Consider the following 16,745-nt stretch of genomic DNA (forward strand, 5'->3'; position numbering starts at 1 on the left):
GTGCGCCGTCGACAGCATGGCGCGGATGGGGGAGGGGGAACCCGTGGGATTGAATCGAAAGCAGTGGGCCGGCATTGCCGTCGCAGCGGTGCTGGTGGCCGGCGGGATCGTCGTCGCGACGATCGGCTGGGGACGCTACGGCGGCAGCATCAATGCGCTGGACGTGGACCTGGAGCATCCGCAGGCCTATGTGTCGACGCCGGCGCTGTCGAAGCTGCCGCGCGACCTGATCAAGGCGCCGGTGCTGCGCGACGTGCTGACCGAAGACTTCGCGTTCTACTACGAGGAGCATGAAAGCCGGCTCGGCCTGCAGGGCGCGCTGAAGCGCATCGCGTTCGAGCACGACACCACGCTCAGCGACAAGCTGATCGCGCTGGCGCTCGACGAACCGGCCGAGATGGCGTTCTGGACCGATGCCAAGGGCGCGCCGCGCCATTGGGTGATGGCGATGACGCGCGGCGTGCTGGCCCGCACGCTGCAGGGCGCCGCTGCGCTCGCCACCAACGACCGCCAGTTCAGCGTGATCGACCCGATCCGCGTCAACGGCGACACGCTGCCGGTCTACGCGTTGACGCTGTCGTCGCGCCGCACGCTGGCGCTGGTCGCGCAGGGCAACCGCGTCGTCGTGCTGAGCGACCCCGGCCTGCTGTTCGACGCCGAGCGCAAGGCCGATGCGCATTCGCGCGACATCGTCGCCGCGCTGCTGTCGGCCGATGCGAAGGCGCAGGCTGTGTACCGCCGCGGCTTCGGCCTCGGTGACGTGGACAAGAGCGGCAACGGGCACACCCTCGTCGCCGACGCGCGGCTGATGTCGTTCGGCTACCAGCATTTCTTCCCCGGCCTGCGGGCCTTGCGCTTCGACATCGCGCCCGGCGGCGCGGTGCTGGCGACCCAGCTGCGCGTCGACGGCCTCGCGGCGCTGCCGGCCGCACCGGCCGACCGCGGGCTGTGGTCCGCGCTGCCGGCCAACCCGGCGGCCTGCACGCTGCTGCCGGCCGACTGGACGCGCGCCCGCGGGGTCGCCGGCGCCCCCGGCTGGCCCGCGCTCGCCGACCAGCTCGACGGGCCGGCGGCGATCTGCTGGTACCCGCGTTCGCACTTCCACACGCCGCTCGTCGTCGCGCAGCTGCGCGAAGGCGCCGCCGACCCGTCGGCCTCGCTCGACGCACTGAGCGGCTGGCTGCTGCCGGCCAAGTCGACCGCACTGACACCGGCCGCGCGCACCGGCGCCCAGCGCTGGCAGCGCGAGGTGCGTGCACCGTGGGGCCCGCATGGCGACGCGACGGCCACCACCTACCGGCCGACGCTCGCCCGCCAGGGCCGCTGGCTGACGTTCTCGCCCGACGATGCGCTGGTCGACCAGGCGCTCGATGCCCAGGCGCGCCGCTTCCCGAGCGTGGCCGACAGCCTGCCGGCCGGGCCGGCGACGCTGGCGGTGATCGCGCCACGCCAGGCGGCCGAGCTGGCCCGGCGCGAGGCCTTCGAGGTGCTGCCCCAGGAGCAGGAACTGTTCCGGCGCGCCGCCGAGCGCCAGCTGGTGCCGCGCCTCGATGCGCTCGGCAAGCTGCCGACGGCACGCGCGGTGGCGGCCGGCAAGCCGGACGCCGAAGGCTGGGTTGCGCTCGACTGGCAGCCGTTCCCGTTGGCCGGCGCGAAGACCCGCTGATGTCGCGCGCTCCCTTCACGCGGCGCACGCTGCTGCTGGCCGGTGCGCTGCTGGCGACCGGCAGCCAGGCGGCGCCGGCGCGCCTCGACCGCGCGCAGTCGCAGCGCTTTCGCGACTGGATGACGCTGCTGATCCATGCGCAGATCGAGCGCGGCCCGACGCCGCGCTGGACGCACCGCGACTGCGCCGGCCTGGTGCGCTTCGCGGTCGCCGAATCGCTGCGCGAGCACGACCTGGCCTGGCGGCGCGCCAACGGCCTGCTCGGCATGCGGCTGCCGGCCGACCTCGACACCGGCAGCACCCAGCCGCTGCGCCATGCGTGGCGGCGGGCCGACGGTACGCGCGATGCCTTCGTCGGCGCGCTCGAGCTGGTGCAGGAGAACACCCGCCCGGTCGCGCGCCAGCTGACGCAGGCGGTGGCCGGCGACCTGCTGTTCTACGACTTCGGCGACGAGCAGCACCTGATGGTCTGGATGGGACGCTACATCGCGTACCACACCGGCCGCATCGAAGCCCACGACAACGGCCTGCGCGCGGTGCGCGCCGACCAGCTCCTCGGATGGAAGGACACGCGCTGGCGGCCTTCCGACGACAACCCCAACTTCTCGGGCGTCCATCGACTGGCGTTCCTCGCATGAAGACCTTGACCAAGATTTCCTGGCCCGCCCTCGCTCTGGCCGCGTTGCTCGCCCTGCCGCCGGTGGCGCCCGCCGCGCCGCCCGCGGGCCCGGTGCCGCTGCCGAATGCCTGGGCACCGTTCTCCGGCGAACCGTTCTTCCTGCTGTCGGACGCGACCTTCGGCAGTGCCGACATCGCGAAGGTGCGGCTCGAGGTCAACGCGCCGCAGATGCTCGAGCAGGCCGGCGGCGTCGACGTGCTGGTCTACCGCATCCCGCAGCCGCTCGATTTCCTGCAGCGGCAGAAGAACCTGCACCGCGTGCAGGTCGATGCGCGGCCGGCCGAGCCGGGGCTGTCGAACACGCTGACCCACCTGTGGGACAACTGGGCCGTCAAGTCGCGCCTCGCGTGGCAGAAGCTGTTCTCCAGCGAGGCTCGCCAGGCCGTCACCGCGCAGGCGCCGGCGCTGAAGACGCCGCAGGGGCTGACGAAGCCGTCGAGCTTCGAGGAGCCGCCGCAGTTCAAGCCGATTGCCGGCCTCGCGGTGATCGAGCGCTTCCGCTACCCGGTGGAGGCCGCCAGGCCGATCGAGCCGCCGAAGGACCTGAAGCTCGCCGGCAGCAGCAGCGAGTTCATCAACCCGTCGCAGGGCAACGTCTGGGTGCCGATCGGCAAGCGCGCGCCGGGGCTGTACCTGGTCGAGGCGATCGCCGGCCAGCACCGCGCGACGACGCTGCTGTTCGTCAGCGACACCGTCGCGCTGACCAAGGTGTCGGGCGAGCAGATGCTGGTGTGGGCCGCGCAGCGCGGCAATGGCGCCGCGGTGCCGAAGACCCGCGTGGTGTGGACCGACGGCATCGGCGTGCTGAAGAGCGGCGCGGCCGACGCCCAGGGCCTGGTGCGGCTCGACCGCAAGGCGCCCGAGCAGACCTACGTGTTCGGCGAAGACCCGGCCGGCGGCGTCTTCGTCTCCGAGAACTTCTATTACGACAGCGAGATCTACGCGGCCAAGGTCTATGCCGTGACCGACCGCCCGCTGTACCGCCCCGGCGACTGGGTGCAGGTGAAGGTGAGCGGCCGCGAGTTCCGCAGCGCGCGCGAATCGGTGAGCCTGAAGGACGGGCCGCTCGCACTGCAGGCCCTCGACCCGGCCGGCCAGGTGATCGCGACCCAATCGCTGCGCTTCAGCGGCACGCAAGGCGCGGACACCCGCTTCGCGCTGCCCGACAACGCGGCGGCCGGCGGCTACGAGCTGCGCCTCGCGATGGGCGACGATGTCTACACCGCGGCCTTCCGCGTCGCCGACTACCAGAAGCCGCATTTCGAGATCACGCTGCTGGCCGACAAGCCCGGCTTCGCGACCGGCGAGCGCGTCAGCGGCAAGCTGCAGCTGAACTACCCGGACGGCAAACCGGTCGCCCATGCCCGCGTCAGCCTGACGGCCCGCGCGCAGAAGCTGACGATGGTCGAAGGCGAGCTCGACTACGGCGGCCAGTTCCCGCTGAAGCTGACGCAGGACGAGCTGCAGACCGATGGCAGCGGCGTCGCGAGCTTCTCGCTGCCGCCGGCCGACCAGCCGAGCCGCTACATCCTGACGGCACTCGCGACCGATGGCGCGGCCTGGCGCGTGCGCACGTCGAAGGAGATCCTGGTCGAGCGCGGCAGCGGTTCGTACAAGCTGACGCCGGACCGCCAGTTCTCGAAGCCGGACGAGCCGGTCGCGTTCACCGTCAGCGCCGGCGCGCAGTCGTCGGCCGACGCGGCGCGCCCGGCGCGCTGGGAATGGCTGCGGCTGGAGAACCGCGCGAAGGAATCGGGCGCCATGCCGGCGGCCGGCGACGCGCTGACCCTGCGCTTCCCGCAGCCCGGCGCCTACACCGTGTCGCTGCGCGATGACAAGGGCCGCCTCGTCGGCGCCGCCAGCCACTGGGTCAGCGGCGACGGCCTGAAGGCGCCGGCCGGCAGCGTCACGATGGTGTTCAACCGCGCCGCCTACCGCGCCGGCGACACCGCCGAGCTGCTGCTGAGCTTTCCGGAGCCGATCGACCACGCGCTGCTGACGCTGGAGCGCGACCGCGTCGAAGCGACCGCGGTGCTCGGCGAATCGGTCGACTGGGTGAAGAGCGAGCGCCTCGGCCCGACGCAATGGAAGCTGACGCTGCCGGTGCGCGAGGAGATGAGCCCGAACATGACGGTGTCGGTCGCCTACGTGAAGAACGGCGACTACGTGTTCCAGAACCAGGGCCTGCTGGTCGAGCAGCCGCGCGTCGCGCTCGCGCTGCGCACCGACAAGCCGGTCTACGCGCCGGGCGAGCTGGTCACGGTCGACATCGACACGCGGCTCGGCGGCAAGCCGGTGCCGGCCGAGGTCGCGGTCGGCGTCGTCGACGAGATGATCTACGTGCTGCAGCCGGAGATCGCGCCGTCGATCGAGGACTTCTTCTACCACCCGCGCCGCAACAACGTGCGCACCAGCGCCAGCCTGTCCTTCATCGGCTACGACCTCGCGACCAGCAAGCTCGGCGTGCTGCCGTCGTCGCGCCAGGTGAACGAGCGCGCGGTGAAGGTGCTGGAGCGGCCGCGCCGCGACAACGTCGACACGGCGGCCTGGGAGCCGAAGCTGACGACCGATGCGAGCGGCCATGCGCGCTTCACGTTCCGCATGCCCGATTCGCTGACGCGCTGGCGCATCACCGCACGCGCGATGCAGGCCGGCGGCGCGGTCGGCCAGCAGGTCGGCTGGGTGCGCTCGGACAAGCCGTTCTACGCCAAGTGGACCAGCCCCGACTGGCAGCGCGAGGGCGACCGCGCGCAGGCGTCGATCGCGCTGTTCAACCAGACCGGCCAGCCGGCGCGCGTCGAATGGGAAGCGCGCGGTGCCGGCGTCGAGCGCAAGGACACGCTGAGCGTGCAGCCGGGCATCAACTTCATCGCGCTGCCGATCGCGGCCGACCGCATCGGTGCCGCCGGCGTCAGCCTGGTGCTGCGCCAGGACGGCCGCGTCGTCGACCAGCTCGACACCACGCTGCAGCGCCTGCCGGTGGCCTGGCGCGCGCCGCGCGAGCAGGTGCTGGACATCAGCACCGGCAGTGCCGCGTTGAAGCTGCCGGCGGACGCGACCCGCGTGCGCGTGGCCTTCGCGCAGGACCTGGCGGCCGGTGCCTTCAACCGCTGGATGGAGGAGCTGATCGACTTCCCGTACGGCTGCGTCGAGCAGACGGCGAGCCGCATGCTGCCGCTGTCGATCGCGCTGCAGTCGCTGTCGCCGGCCCAGCAGCCGCTGGCGCCTCAGCTGACGCAGCGGCTGTCGACGGCGCGGCTGTCGCTCGCGCAGATGGCCGGCCCGCAGGCGCGCTTCGGCTGGTGGGGCCGCGGCATGAGCGACGACGCGTTCATGACCGCGTATGCCTACTACGCCGATTGGCGCGCGACGCAGGCGCTGCGCACCAGCCTGCCGGACGAGCACTGGCAGCGCCTGCTCGACGTGTATGCGAAGGAGGGCAGCGCGCTGCCGCGGATCCAGCGGGCACTGGTGCTGTCGTGGATGCAGGAGATGGGGTTGTCGGTGGGCGCGATGAATGCGAGCCTGATCGAGGAACTGGGCGCCCAGGCGGCCGCGCCGGTGCCGGTCTCGATGCGGGATGGCAGCTGGGTGATGACGGAGGGGGCCGCCGCCGGTTCGCGCGACATCGCGCTGGTGCTGGCGCTCGACACCGCGCTGCGGGCGAAAGGCTCGGTCACGGTCGACCAGCGCGCGGCCGGCGATGCGGCCGCCGCGCGACTCGGCGACTCGCCGTCTCCGTTCGTGCAGTCGCTGCTGATGGCGACGCGCCGCAGTGGCACCGAGAAGGCCGGTGAGCTGCTGGGCCAGGTGGGTGCCGGCATGCCGACCTTCGACCGCTCGCAGACGCTGCTGTGGTTGCAGCGCGCGCTCGGCCGCAAGCCGGACGCCGCCGTCTCCGATGTGGCGCTGGCCGCACCGTGGCAGCGCAGCGTGGGCAGCAGCGGCGACGTGGTGTGGACCTTGCCCGCGGGTGAGGCGCTGCCGGCCACGCTGGCCGTGCCGGCCGGCGGCAAGGCGGCCTGGGCCTACGTCAGCTACGACAGCAGCGAGGCGCAGGCGCCGGTGCTGCCGGTGACGATCGAGCGCACGCTGTGGCGCGTGGTGACGGCGCCGAAGCCGGCCGCCGCGTCGCAGCCGGCGGGGCAACAGGCGTCTCCCGACAGCGCACGCATGAACGTCACGCTGGAGCGGGTCTCGCCCGGCACGGCACTGGACACCAACACGCTGTACCTGGACCAGATCAAGCTCGGTGCGCCGAAGGCGATGCGCTGGGCGCTGGTCGAGGCGGCTCTGCCGCCCGGCGCGGCAGTGGAGGCCAGCACCTGGGGCCTGGACCTGAACGGCCAGCCGCTGGAGCGCGCGCAGCACGAGCCGACGCCGCAGGGCTATGCGGTACCGGTCGAGAAGCTGGAGGCCGGCGGCACGGTCACGCTGCGCCACCTGGTGCGCTTCGCGCAGCGCGGCCAGTTCAAGCTGCCGCCGACGCGGGTGCACCGCATGTACCAGCCGGAGGCCAAGGGCGTCGACGGCAGCGGTGCCTGGTCCACGGTCGAGGTCCGCTGAAGCACCCATGGTCGCCCGCTTCGCCGCCGCCGTCGCGCTGTTCGCGGCCTGCACCGTGCAGGCCGCGCCGGCCACGCGCCTGGCCTGGCTGCAGGGCGACGAGGTGATCGCGCTGCAGCGCAGCGGCGAGGGCGCGCAAGCGCTCGCGTCGGTGCCGCGCACGCCGCTCGGCAGCACCTGGAAGCTGTTCGTCCACGGCTACCTGGAGGCGCGCGGCGTGCAGGAGCCGGCCTACCGCTGCGAGGCGATGCAGCGCCTGCCGGACGACGACTACTGCTGCGACCCGGGAGCCTCCATCGGCCGCGACGAGGCGCTCGCGCGCTCCTGCGGCCCGTACTTCGAGCCGAAGCGGCTGGCGCTGCCGGCCGACGACTGGGCGCGCTTCTGGCGCGACCGCGGCGCGCCGGCCTGGCTGCAGCGGCTGGACGCGATGCAGCCCGGCACCGAGCTCTCGGTGCCCGAGCTGCTGCAGGCGCTGCGCCAGGTGCCGGCGCCGTCGCGGCTGGCGGCGCGGCAGGCGCTGCTGCCGCTGGCCACGCGCGATGCTGCGGTGCTGGCCGCGCTCGGCAGCGGGCCGCGCTTCAAGACCTGGTCGTGGCGCGTCGACGGCGAGCGCAGCGGCGGCATGGCCGGCTGGCTGGCCGACGGCACGCCGTTCTGGTTCGGCGCGGCCGGCACCAGCCGGACTGCGCTCCAGGCCCAGGCGCCGTGGATTGCGCGGCAATGGTCGGCGCACGGGCTCGCCGCCGTGCGCGGCGATGCCGACGCGCTGGCGGCCCAGCCCTGCATCGACGTGCGCTTCTTCCAGCGCTACCCGATCCAGGCGGTGCTGCGCGCCGATGGCAGCGCGGCACCGGCCGGCGCGTTGAACGGCCGCCACCGCGTCGTGTTCCGCAACGGCACGCAGCTGCCGATCGACGCGCTGCCGGCGCTGCAACTGCGGCTGGAACGCGACGGCCCGGTGATCGATGCACGGCTGCCGCTCGAAGACTATGTGGCCCGCGTCGTCGACCGCGAAGGCCGCGCGACCGAGCTCGAGGCGGCCCGTGCGCTGGCCATCGCCGCACGCAGCTACGTGCTGCAGAACGCGCCGCAGGCCGAGGCCTGCCGGCAGATCGCCGACGACAGCCGCACGCAGCGCGTCAGCCCGAACCCGCCCAGCGAGGCGGCGCGCGCCGCGGCCGCCTTCACCGACGGCCTGGTGATCAGCGGTGCCGAAGTGCGCTACCACCTCGACCAGGCCTCGCCGGGCGTGCTGTCGTGGCAGGCCGCGGTGGCGGCGAGCCGGCGCGGCGACGGCTTCGAGACCATCCTGCGCGCCACCTGGCCCGGCATGACGCTCACCGGCGCGCAGGCCGGCGCCGACTGCGAAGCGCTGCCGCAGGCGCACGCCTGGCTGCTGCAGCGCCAGCAGCGCTGGCGCGAGCTGCTGCGCCGCGAGGCCGGCTACCAGGCGCTCGGCGCCGAACTGCGCGTGTGCCGGCTCGCGATGGGCACGCCGCACTCCGACCAGCGGCGGCTCGAGATCCGCGTGCGCGAATGGCTGAGCCGCGAAGGCCGCGTGACCCTGATCCACGAATACCTGCACCTCGCCTTCCGCGACCATCCGCGCGGACAGGACGAGGCCTACATCGAACAACTCGCACAGCGATTGGCCGACTCATGAAGAAGCTCCTTCCCCTGCTCATGGCCGCGGCCGCCACCGGCGCCGCGGCGCAGTCCGCGATCGACACACCGACCTCCGGCTGGCGCAGCGCGCCGCCGCGCCAGCGCGATTTCGTGCAGGAGGTGCACTACCCGGCCGCGAGCGTCAACGTGAACGGCCGCTCGGCCACGGCGCTGATCCGCGGCCACATCGGTGCTGCCGCGAAGACCGGTGCCGACGGTGCACGCCAGCCGGCGCGGCTGGTGGTGGACGGCGTCGCGATGCCCTTGTCGACCGACGAAGACGGCGGCTTCGCGCGACCCTGGTCGTTCGGCAGCGGCAGCCACGGCGTTGAGGTGCGCTCGCCCGGCGGCGGCGCCGGCAAGCGCACCCAGTTCTACGAAGCGCAGGCCGGCCGCGTGCCGACGCGGCTGCGCGTGGTGCTGAGCTGGGACAGCGACAACACCGACCTCGACCTGCACGTCGTCTCGCCCGACGGCGAGCATGTGTTCTACGGCGCGCGGGTGGCCGGCAACGGCGGCGCGCTCGACGTCGACGTGACGACCGGCTTCGGCCCCGAGATCTTCGCGACGCCCAGCCCGGTGCGCGGCGCGTACCACGTGTTCGTCAACTACTACGGGGCCGGCGAGCGGCGCGACGTGATCACCACCGCGCAGGTCGCGATCGTCGAGGACGAAGGCACGCCGCGCGAGAAGCAGCAGGTGTTCCGCGTGCCGCTGCGCAAGCCGGGCGAGCTGACGCTGGTGCGGTCGTTCCTGGTGCCGTGACGCGCTGGCCGGGCATGCGGTGATACTGCCGGCGCCATGCGCATCAAGCACGTCGAAGTCTTCAACGCGATCATGCTGACCGGCACCGTCAGCGGCGCCGCACGGCTGCTGCACGTGACGCAGCCGGCGGTCACGCAGACACTGCAGCATGCCGAGCTGCAACTCGGCTACGCGCTCTTCACCCGCCAGCGCAACCGGCTGGTGCCGACGCGCGAGGCGCAGGCGCTGTACCCCGAGGTGCAGCGGCTGGTCTCGCAGCTCGAATCGGTGCGGCGGCTGGCCGGGGCGCTGCGCGGCGGCCAGCAGGCTGCGCTGCGCATCCTGGTCGTGCCGTCGCTCGCGGTGCATGCGCTGCCGCAGGCGCTCACGTTGTTCCGCCGGCGCCATCCGGCGGTGCCGGTCGCGATCCGCACGCTGCATTCGCCGGAGATCGCGCAGGCCATCGCGCTGCAGGAGGGCGATGTCGGCATCGTGTTCGGCCCCAGCCCGCACCCGGCGGTGCAGCAGGTGCCGGTGGCGCAGGGCCGCATGGTGTGCGTGTCTCTTGCCACGCCGGCCCGCAGCGGCGACCGGCGCAGCACCATCGAACTCGCCGAGGTGCTGCGCAGCAGCTTCATCCGCATCGACGAGCGCGACCCCATCGGCGCGATGCTGGCCGAGCAATGCGCCCGCGAAGGCCTCGCGCCCGAAGGCGGCATCACGGTGCAGACGCACCACATCGCGATGACGCTGGCGGCGCAGGGCTTCGGTCCGGCGCTGATCGATTCGTTCACCGCCGCGGCCGCCGACGACACGCTGCAGGTGCGCACGCTGGTGCCCGAGGTGCCGGTCAGCATCAGCGCGCTGCTGCCGCAGGGCGAGCGGTCGCCGCAGCCGGCCGACGACCTGATCGACGCGTTCCGCCGCGTCGTCAGCCCTGCAGCCTGAACGGCGCCGCGTCGATCGACGGCGTGCGGCCCTGCATCAGCTGCGACAGCAGCCACGCGCTGCCGCACGCGAGCGTCAGCCCGAGCGCGCCATGACCGGTGTTCAGCCACAGCCCGCCGAGGCGCGTCGCGCCGATCAACGGGCGCGAGCTCGGCGTGGCCGGGCGCAGGCCGGCCCAGGGCTCGGGGTCGCCGGTCAGGAACGCGCCGGGGAAGGTCTCCGTCGCCGCCTGCAGCATGGCCTCGATGCGGCGCGGACCGATGCGCAGGTCGGCACCGCGCAGCTCGGCGAAACCTGCCACGCGCACGCGCTCGCCCAGCCGCGCGTAGACCAGCTTGCGCGCCGCATCGGTCACGCTGACCTGCGGCGCCCGCGCGGCGTTCGCGATCTGCAGGCTGATGCTGTAGCCCTTGATCGGCTCGATCGGCAGGTGCACGCCGAGCGGCTTCAGCAGCGCGGCCGCGCCGGGGCCGGCCGACACGACGAAGGCGTCGGCCTCGATCTCGCGCTCCGCACCGCCGGCATTGGTGCAGCGCAACGCGTGCACGCGGCCGTCGCGCTGCACGAACCCGACGACGCGCGTGTCCATCCGCCAGCGCGCGCCGCTCGCCTCGGCCAGCGCATGGCTCAGCTGCTGCGCGTCGGTGACGGCCTCGTCGGGCGTCCAGACGCCGAAGGCGATCGGCGCGCGGTCGTGCGCCAGCGCCGGCTCCTGCTGCCGGCACGCGTCGGCGTCCAGCACGCGCTGCCGGCAGCCGAACCGGGCCTGCCAGGCGACCTGCCGCTGCGCCGCCTTGCGCTTGCCGGCCTCGCGGTGGATCACCAGCTTGCCAGCCTGGCGGACCTGCACGCCGAGCGGTCGCTCGGCCGGGGCTTCGCGTTGCCAGCGGGCCAGCACGTCGCGGCTCAGGAACGACAGGCGCAGCAGCGCCTCGGTGGTCTGCTGCACGCGCGCCTGCGTGCAGGCGCCGATGAACGCGGCCAGCCAGCGCCAGTGCGACAGCTGCCAGCGCGGCTGCCACGACAGCGGGCTGTCGCGCGACAGCAGCCAGCCCGGCAGCGCGCGCAGCGCGGCCGGCGTCGCGAGCGGCTCGACATAGCTGTAGCTGAGCTGCGCCCCGTTGGCGCGGCTCGCGCCCTGGCCGGGGCGGTCGGCGGCGTCGACCAGCGTCACCTGGAAGCCCTCGTGCGCCAGGGCCATCGCGGTGGCGCTGCCGACCACGCCGGCACCGATCACGCAGACGTGCGTCATGCGGGCACCGCCGCGCCCGCGTCCATCGCGCGCTGCGCCTGCGACCACGCGACGACGGCGCGCGCCAGCGCATCGGTCGCATCGATCACCGGCAGGCCGAGTGCCGCTTCGTCGAGCACCAGCGGCAGCTCGGTGCAGCCGAGCAGCAGCGCGTCGGCACCGCGCCGCTGCAAGGCCTGCGCGGCCTGCAGCAGCAGGCGGCGGCCGAGCGCCGGCGTGCCGGCCTTCACCGCGGCGATGCCGGGCATCACCCAGTCGAGCATCTCGGGCGCGGTCGGCAGCACCCACTGCGGCGGATGGGGGTGCCGCGGCGGGCGGTTCAGGTACAGGCCCGAGGCCAGCGTCGCATCGGTGGCCAGCAGCCCGACGCGGGCGCCGGGCGCGCGCCGCGCCAGCTCCGCCAGCGCGGCGTCGGCCAGGTGCAGCATCGGCAACCCGAGCGCCGATTGCAGCGCATCGAACCACAGGTGCGCGGTGTTGCACGGCAGCACCACCAGCCCGGCACCGGCGGCCGCCAGCCGCTCGCCGCAGGCGCGCAGCGCCGGCAGCGGCGATTCGCCTTCGCCGCGGAAGGCCGCGGTGCGGTCGGGCACCTGCGGAATGCTGCTGACGATCATCGGCACGTGGTCCTGGTCGCATTGCGCCGGCGTCGCGGCCAGCACCTTGTGCAGGAAGTCGAGCGTCGCGAGCGGGCCCATGCCGCCGAGCACGCCGACCAGGCCGGGGGCGGGCGTGGGCAGGCCCGTGCCGCGTGCACCGCACGCTGCATCGTTCATCGCTGTGTCTTGTCGAGGAGGGAAGAGGGCGGGGCCGCTCAGGTCGCCGGCTTGTCGCTCAGCGCCTTCAGGTTGTCGCGCAGTTCCTGGCTCATCGGCGCCTGCAGGTTGATGCCCTTCGGCGGGATCGGCGACTGGAACCACTTCTTGTAGAGCGCCTCGAACTCGCCGCTCTGGATCAGCCCGGCGATCGTGTCGTCGACCAGCTTCTTGAAGGCCGGGTCCTCGCGACGCACCATGATGGCGTACGGCTCCACCTGGATCGCGTCGCCGACCACCGCCAGCTCGGCCGGGTTGGCGGCGCTCGCCTTCAGGCCGTACAGCAGGATGTCGTCCATGCCGAACGCGAGCGCGCGGCCGGTCTGCACCATCAGCGCCGACTCGGCATGGTCCTTCGCACCGAGCAGCTCGATGCCGAGCTTCTTCTCTTCGTTCAGGTTGCGCAGGATCTTGTAGTTGGTGGTGCCGGTGGTCGACACGACCGGCTTGCCGGCCAGGTCGGCGAGCGACTTCACCGGCGTGCCGGCCTTCACCAGGAAGCGGGTGCCGGTGTAGAAGTAGTTGGTCGCGAAGGCGACCTGCTTGCCGCGCTCGCTGTTGTTGGTGGTGGAACCGCACTCGATGTCGATGGTGCCGTTCTGCAGCAGCGGGATCCGGTTGGCCGAGGTCACGGCCTGCAGCTGCACCTTCAGGTCGGCGCGGCCGGTGGCCTTCTTCACCGCGTCGACCACCTTGTTGCAGATGTCGACGCCGAAGCCGACCGGCTGCGCCTTGTCGTCGAGGTACGAGAACGGGATCGACGACTCGCGGTACGCGACGCCGATCACGCCGCTCTGCTTGACCTTCTCGAGCGTGGTCTGGGCGGCCGCGAGCAGCGGGAGCGCGCAGGCCAGGAGGGACAGTGCACGGAGGGAACGCAGCGACATGGGTGGGTCCTCGAACAGCGGTTGCGGTGCGAGGATGCTAGCGAGCTTCGTGCCGGGTGGGCCATCGGATCTTCCCCGGGCCCCATCAGCCCGCCTTATGGAGGATCAGCGCTCGACCTGCACGCCCTTCCAGAACGCGACCCGGCCCTTGATCTGCGCGGCCGCCTCGCTCGGTTCGGGGTAGTACCAGACGGCGTCCGGGTTCGCCTCGCCGTTCACCAGCAGGCTGTAGTAGTGCGCCTGCCCCTTCCACGGGCAGCTGGTGCGGTGGTTGCTGAAGCTGACGTACTCGCGCTTCAGGCTGCTCTCCGGAAAATAGTGGTTGCCCTCGACGACCACCGTGTCGTCGCTCTCGGCGATGGTCACGCCGTTCCACACTGCTTTCATCGCATTCCTCTCGTGTTGCCGACGCCGACGATGGTAGCGGCGGCCCTGCCGACCCCCTCGACTGAAGGAAAAGCCCGCTGTTGCGCCAAGGCCGTTTGGGCTTATCGTGAGTGCGGTCGCTCGATCGGCCCGCCTGGGGGGACGACACCATCCCGAAAGAGAGTCGTTGAACATGCTCACGGCGCAGGCCCGTTCCCGCCGACGCAGCCTGGCCTGGATCGGCTGGGGCCTGCCGGCCATCGGCGTTCTGGTGATCGTTTTCATGTGGGCCTTCGTGCTGCACGGCCTGGAGGCCGAGCGCGCCCGCGTGGTGGCCGACGCGTACGCGAAGGCGCGCAGCCTGAACCGCGCGTTCGAGGAGTACACCGAGCGCGCGCTGTCGCAGTTCGACCAGATCGGCGGCTTCGTCGCTTACAACGTCGAGCAGCGCGGCGGGCACGATGTCGACCTGCCGGGCCTGCTGCGCCAGGGGCTCGCCCGCCAGCCGGGGCTGGTCGCGCTGTACGTGACGGACGCCGCCGGCAGCGTGATCGCATCGACCGGGCAGGGCGTCGGGCTCAGCGTGGCCGACCGCGAGCACTTCAAGGTGCACGTCGACGGGAAGACGCCCGGGCTCTACATCAGCAAGCCGCTGGTCAGCCGCGTCAGCCAGGCCTGGACGATCCAGCTGAGCCGGCGGCTGCAGACCGCGCAGGGCGCGTTCGCCGGCGTCGTGGTGGTGCTGACCGACCCGTCGTACTTCACCCGCTTCTACGACGAGCAGCAGCTCGGCCGCCAGGGCGTCATCAGCTTCGTCGGACTCGACTGGACGGTGCGGGCGCGGCGCTCCGGCGACTGCCTGTGGTTCGGCGAGACCGCCGGCAACAACTTCCTGGTCCACGAACTGGCGCGCGCCCCCGAGGGCACCTACCGCGCGACCAGCCGGCTCGACGACGTGCCGCGCCTGCTGGCCTACAAGCAGCTCGCCGACCGGCCCTTCGTCGTGTTCACCGGGCTGGCCGAAGCGGAGGTGCTGGCCGAGCACGAGGCGCGCCGCAGCGCCGAACTGGCGATCGCCGCGGTGGCGACCGCGGTGCTGCTGGCCGTCTTCGGCGCGTTGAGCGGGCTGGTGCAGCGGCTGCGCCGTAGCGAGCGGCAACGCCAGCTCGCCGACCGCCGGCTGCGCGAAGTCGCCGACAACCTGCCGGCGCTGGTCGCCTACATCGACACCGCGCAGTGCTTCCAGTTCTGCAACGCGACCTTCGACAGCTGGCTCGGCCTCGACCCGGCGGCCCAGGTCGGCCGCCCGATGGCCGAGGTGCTCGGGCCGGCGATGTACGAGGCGCGCCGCGCCGAGGTGGAGCGGGCGCTGGCCGGCGAGCGCGTCGAGTTCGATGTCGAGACGCCGGTGCGCGGCGAGGCCCGCTGTCTGCACAACGTCTACATCCCCGACCGCGCGCGCGACGGGCGCATCCGCGGGCTGTACGCGCTCAGCAGCGACGTGTCGGCGCAGAAGGCGGTGGAGCGGCAGTTGTCGGCGCTGGCCCGCGTCGACGCGCTGACCGGGCTGCCGAACCGCCACGCGCTGAACGAGCGCCTGCAGGAGGCGCTGGCGCGCGCCGAGCGCAGCGGCGACCTGCTGGCGCTGATGTTCCTCGACGTCGACCGCTTCAAGGACATCAACGACCGGTTCGGCCATGGCACCGGCGACCGCGTGCTGAAGGAGTTCGCCAGCCGGCTGCGCGGCAGCGTGCGGGCGACCGACACCGTCGCGCGGCTGGCCGGCGACGAGTTCGTGATCGTGCTCGAAGGGCTGGGCACCGACGTGGAGCCGACCGCGGTGGCGCAGAAGATCGTCGCGCAGATGAACCGGCCGTTCGAGGTCGACGGCCAGGTGCTGGTCGTGACGACCAGCATCGGCGTCGCGTTCCACCGGCACGGCAACCTCGACCCGGCCGCGCTGCTGGCGCGGGCCGACGGGGCGCTCTATGCGGCGAAGACGGCCGGGCGCAACACCTTCCAGCTGTCGTTGCTGTAGACGCTACGCATACCGCGCCGCGGCCTTCGCGAGCCGCGACGCGATGCTCGCCGCGAGCGCCTTGTCGCCGGTCACGACGACGCTGTCGCCGTGGCGCAGGATGTCCATCGTCAGCTCGGTCGGGTCGCTGTACGGCACCTGCAGTTCGTAGCGGCCATCGTCCAGCCAGCGTGCCTTCTGCTGCGGATGCCACTCTTCGTTCGCGACCCACTGGGCCGCATCGGCCTGGAACACCAGCGTCGCCCACTTCAGCTTGCTGCCGGTGCCGCTGTAGATGCCGTAGCCGGCGTCGAGCTCGGCCTCGAGGTCCTTCACCGCGACATGGCGGGCGCGCGTCTCGAGCGGCCGCGCCTCCTGCACCGCATCGAGCGCGAAGCGGCGCAGGCCGTCGCTCGCATGGCACCAGGCGTCGAGGTACCAGGTGTTGCGGTAGTTCACCAGCCGCTGCGGCGAGACCTCGCGCTCGCTGGTGCTGCGGTCGGTGCGCTTGAAGTAGCGCAGCCAGATGCGCTTGCGCTGCACCAGCGCGCTGCCCAGCAGCTCGAAATGGCGGCTCGGCGTGCGGCGGCGCGCGGTGGCGATCATCTTGACGCGCCGCATCAGTTCGCGCGCCTCGCTCTCGTCGGCGCCCAGCATGCCCTGCAGCTTGTCGACCATCGGCTGCAGGTGGCGCGACAGCACGCCGTCGTCATCGAGCCCGGCCATCAGCTGGTGCATCGTCAGCAGCGCATGGATCTCCTTCTCGCTGAACCAGACGCCCGGCAGCTCGTGGCGCGCGCCCGGCAGCGCATGGGTGTCGCCCTGCTCGAAGCGGTAGCCGTTCTCGAAACGGTCGTAGACGATCGGCGCGCTGAGCCGGTCGCGCAGGTACTGCAGGTCGCGCTTCAGCGTGGCGGGAGAGATGTCGAGCTCCTCGAGCAGCGCGTCGAAGCCGACGCAGCCGCGGCTGCGCAGCAGCAGTTCGATCTTGTAGAAGCGTTCGGTGCGGTCCATGGCGGGGCGAGTGGCGAATAGCAGTCGGGTGGCTCACCAGATGAGCCAGCCGCGCGAGCATACCTGGATGTCTTTTCGGGGCCACGCGACCCGGTGGCTCATCTGGTGAGCCACCGGGCCGCA

At 72.6% G+C, this 16,745-nt stretch carries 12 protein-coding genes; 7 read left to right on the top strand and 5 right to left on the bottom strand.

Features of this window, described 5'->3' with window-relative positions:
• Positions 1-43: 43 nt before the first annotated feature.
• Genes ASC98_RS13010 through ASC98_RS13035 form a run of 6 tightly spaced genes read left to right on the top strand, consistent with a single transcriptional unit; the run spans position 44 to position 10,271 of the window.
• On the top strand, positions 44-1,666 hold the full coding sequence (locus ASC98_RS13010; protein ID WP_162249250.1) for a DUF2138 family protein: 1,623 nt from the start codon (positions 44-46) through the stop codon (positions 1,664-1,666).
• Entirely contained in the window at positions 1,666-2,304 is a 639-nt protein-coding gene (locus tag ASC98_RS13015; protein ID WP_056807737.1) for a DUF1175 family protein, read from the top strand. The genes ASC98_RS13010 and ASC98_RS13015 overlap by 1 nt, the downstream gene beginning before the upstream one ends.
• Entirely contained in the window at positions 2,301-6,911 is a 4,611-nt protein-coding gene (locus ASC98_RS13020; RefSeq protein ID WP_056807739.1) for an alpha-2-macroglobulin, read from the top strand. The genes ASC98_RS13015 and ASC98_RS13020 overlap by 4 nt, the downstream gene beginning before the upstream one ends.
• Positions 6,912-6,918: 7 nt before the next feature.
• Complete coding sequence (locus ASC98_RS13025; RefSeq protein WP_056807741.1) at positions 6,919-8,577, top strand: DUF2300 domain-containing protein; 1,659 nt, start codon at positions 6,919-6,921, stop codon at positions 8,575-8,577.
• Positions 8,574-9,344 carry a YfaP family protein gene (locus ASC98_RS13030; protein WP_056807743.1) on the top strand — a complete coding sequence of 257 codons (771 nt, stop codon included), beginning with the start codon at positions 8,574-8,576 and terminating at the stop codon, positions 9,342-9,344. Before ASC98_RS13025 ends, ASC98_RS13030 begins: the two co-directional genes overlap by 4 nt.
• A gap of 36 nt (positions 9,345-9,380) precedes the next feature.
• A complete protein-coding gene (locus ASC98_RS13035) occupies positions 9,381-10,271 on the top strand; it encodes a LysR family transcriptional regulator (protein WP_056807745.1) in 891 nt (296 codons plus the stop codon).
• On the opposite strand, the gene ASC98_RS13040 is transcribed toward ASC98_RS13035, so the two are convergent.
• The 4 genes from ASC98_RS13040 to ASC98_RS13055 form a co-directional block, all read right to left on the bottom strand.
• Positions 10,255-11,523: a D-amino acid dehydrogenase gene (locus ASC98_RS13040; protein ID WP_056807817.1), complete on the bottom strand. Its 1,269-nt coding sequence runs from the start codon at positions 11,521-11,523 to the stop codon at positions 10,255-10,257. The two genes, ASC98_RS13035 and ASC98_RS13040, sit on opposite strands and share 17 nt — an antisense overlap.
• The gene (locus tag ASC98_RS13045) at positions 11,520-12,299 is read right to left on the bottom strand and encodes an aspartate/glutamate racemase family protein (protein WP_056807747.1); all 780 of its coding nucleotides are present in this window, start codon (positions 12,297-12,299) and stop codon (positions 11,520-11,522) included. The genes ASC98_RS13040 and ASC98_RS13045 overlap by 4 nt, the downstream gene beginning before the upstream one ends.
• A 38-nt stretch (positions 12,300-12,337) precedes the next feature.
• Positions 12,338-13,225, bottom strand: coding sequence for an amino acid ABC transporter substrate-binding protein (locus ASC98_RS13050; protein WP_056807750.1), 888 nt, complete (start codon positions 13,223-13,225; stop codon positions 12,338-12,340).
• Positions 13,226-13,330: 105 nt separating this feature from the next.
• Entirely contained in the window at positions 13,331-13,612 is a 282-nt protein-coding gene (locus tag ASC98_RS13055) for a DUF427 domain-containing protein (protein WP_047593840.1), read from the bottom strand.
• A gap of 172 nt (positions 13,613-13,784) precedes the next feature.
• Between ASC98_RS13055 and ASC98_RS13060 the strand changes: the two genes are divergently transcribed.
• Complete coding sequence (locus tag ASC98_RS13060) at positions 13,785-15,629, top strand: diguanylate cyclase domain-containing protein (protein WP_056807753.1); 1,845 nt, start codon at positions 13,785-13,787, stop codon at positions 15,627-15,629.
• Between the two features lie 3 nt (positions 15,630-15,632).
• Here ASC98_RS13060 and ASC98_RS13065 read toward each other — a convergent pair whose 3' ends face one another.
• Positions 15,633-16,622 carry a YafY family protein gene (locus ASC98_RS13065; protein ID WP_056807755.1) on the bottom strand — a complete coding sequence of 330 codons (990 nt, stop codon included), beginning with the start codon at positions 16,620-16,622 and terminating at the stop codon, positions 15,633-15,635.
• Positions 16,623-16,745 lie beyond the last annotated feature (123 nt).

The sequence above is a fragment of the Rhizobacter sp. Root1238 genome, assembly GCF_001425825.1.
Lineage (GTDB): Bacteria > Pseudomonadota > Gammaproteobacteria > Burkholderiales > Burkholderiaceae_C > Rhizobacter.

Excerpts from the sequence above, each read along its gene's own strand:
- ASC98_RS13015 (WP_056807737.1), top strand. The coding sequence starts at position 1,666 with ATGTCGCGCGCTCCCTTCACGCGGCGCACGCTGCTGCTGGCCGGTGCG.
- ASC98_RS13020 (WP_056807739.1), top strand. The coding sequence starts at position 2,301 with ATGAAGACCTTGACCAAGATTTCCTGGCCCGCCCTCGCTCTGGCCGCG.
- ASC98_RS13025 (WP_056807741.1), top strand. The coding sequence starts at position 6,919 with ATGGTCGCCCGCTTCGCCGCCGCCGTCGCGCTGTTCGCGGCCTGCACC.
- ASC98_RS13030 (WP_056807743.1), top strand. The coding sequence starts at position 8,574 with ATGAAGAAGCTCCTTCCCCTGCTCATGGCCGCGGCCGCCACCGGCGCC.
- ASC98_RS13035 (WP_056807745.1), top strand. The coding sequence starts at position 9,381 with ATGCGCATCAAGCACGTCGAAGTCTTCAACGCGATCATGCTGACCGGC.
- ASC98_RS13040 (WP_056807817.1), bottom strand. The coding sequence starts at position 11,523 with ATGACGCACGTCTGCGTGATCGGTGCCGGCGTGGTCGGCAGCGCCACC.
- ASC98_RS13045 (WP_056807747.1), bottom strand. The coding sequence starts at position 12,299 with ATGAACGATGCAGCGTGCGGTGCACGCGGCACGGGCCTGCCCACGCCC.
- ASC98_RS13050 (WP_056807750.1), bottom strand. The coding sequence starts at position 13,225 with ATGTCGCTGCGTTCCCTCCGTGCACTGTCCCTCCTGGCCTGCGCGCTC.
- ASC98_RS13055 (WP_047593840.1), bottom strand. The coding sequence starts at position 13,612 with ATGAAAGCAGTGTGGAACGGCGTGACCATCGCCGAGAGCGACGACACG.
- ASC98_RS13060 (WP_056807753.1), top strand. The coding sequence starts at position 13,785 with ATGCTCACGGCGCAGGCCCGTTCCCGCCGACGCAGCCTGGCCTGGATC.
- ASC98_RS13065 (WP_056807755.1), bottom strand. The coding sequence starts at position 16,622 with ATGGACCGCACCGAACGCTTCTACAAGATCGAACTGCTGCTGCGCAGC.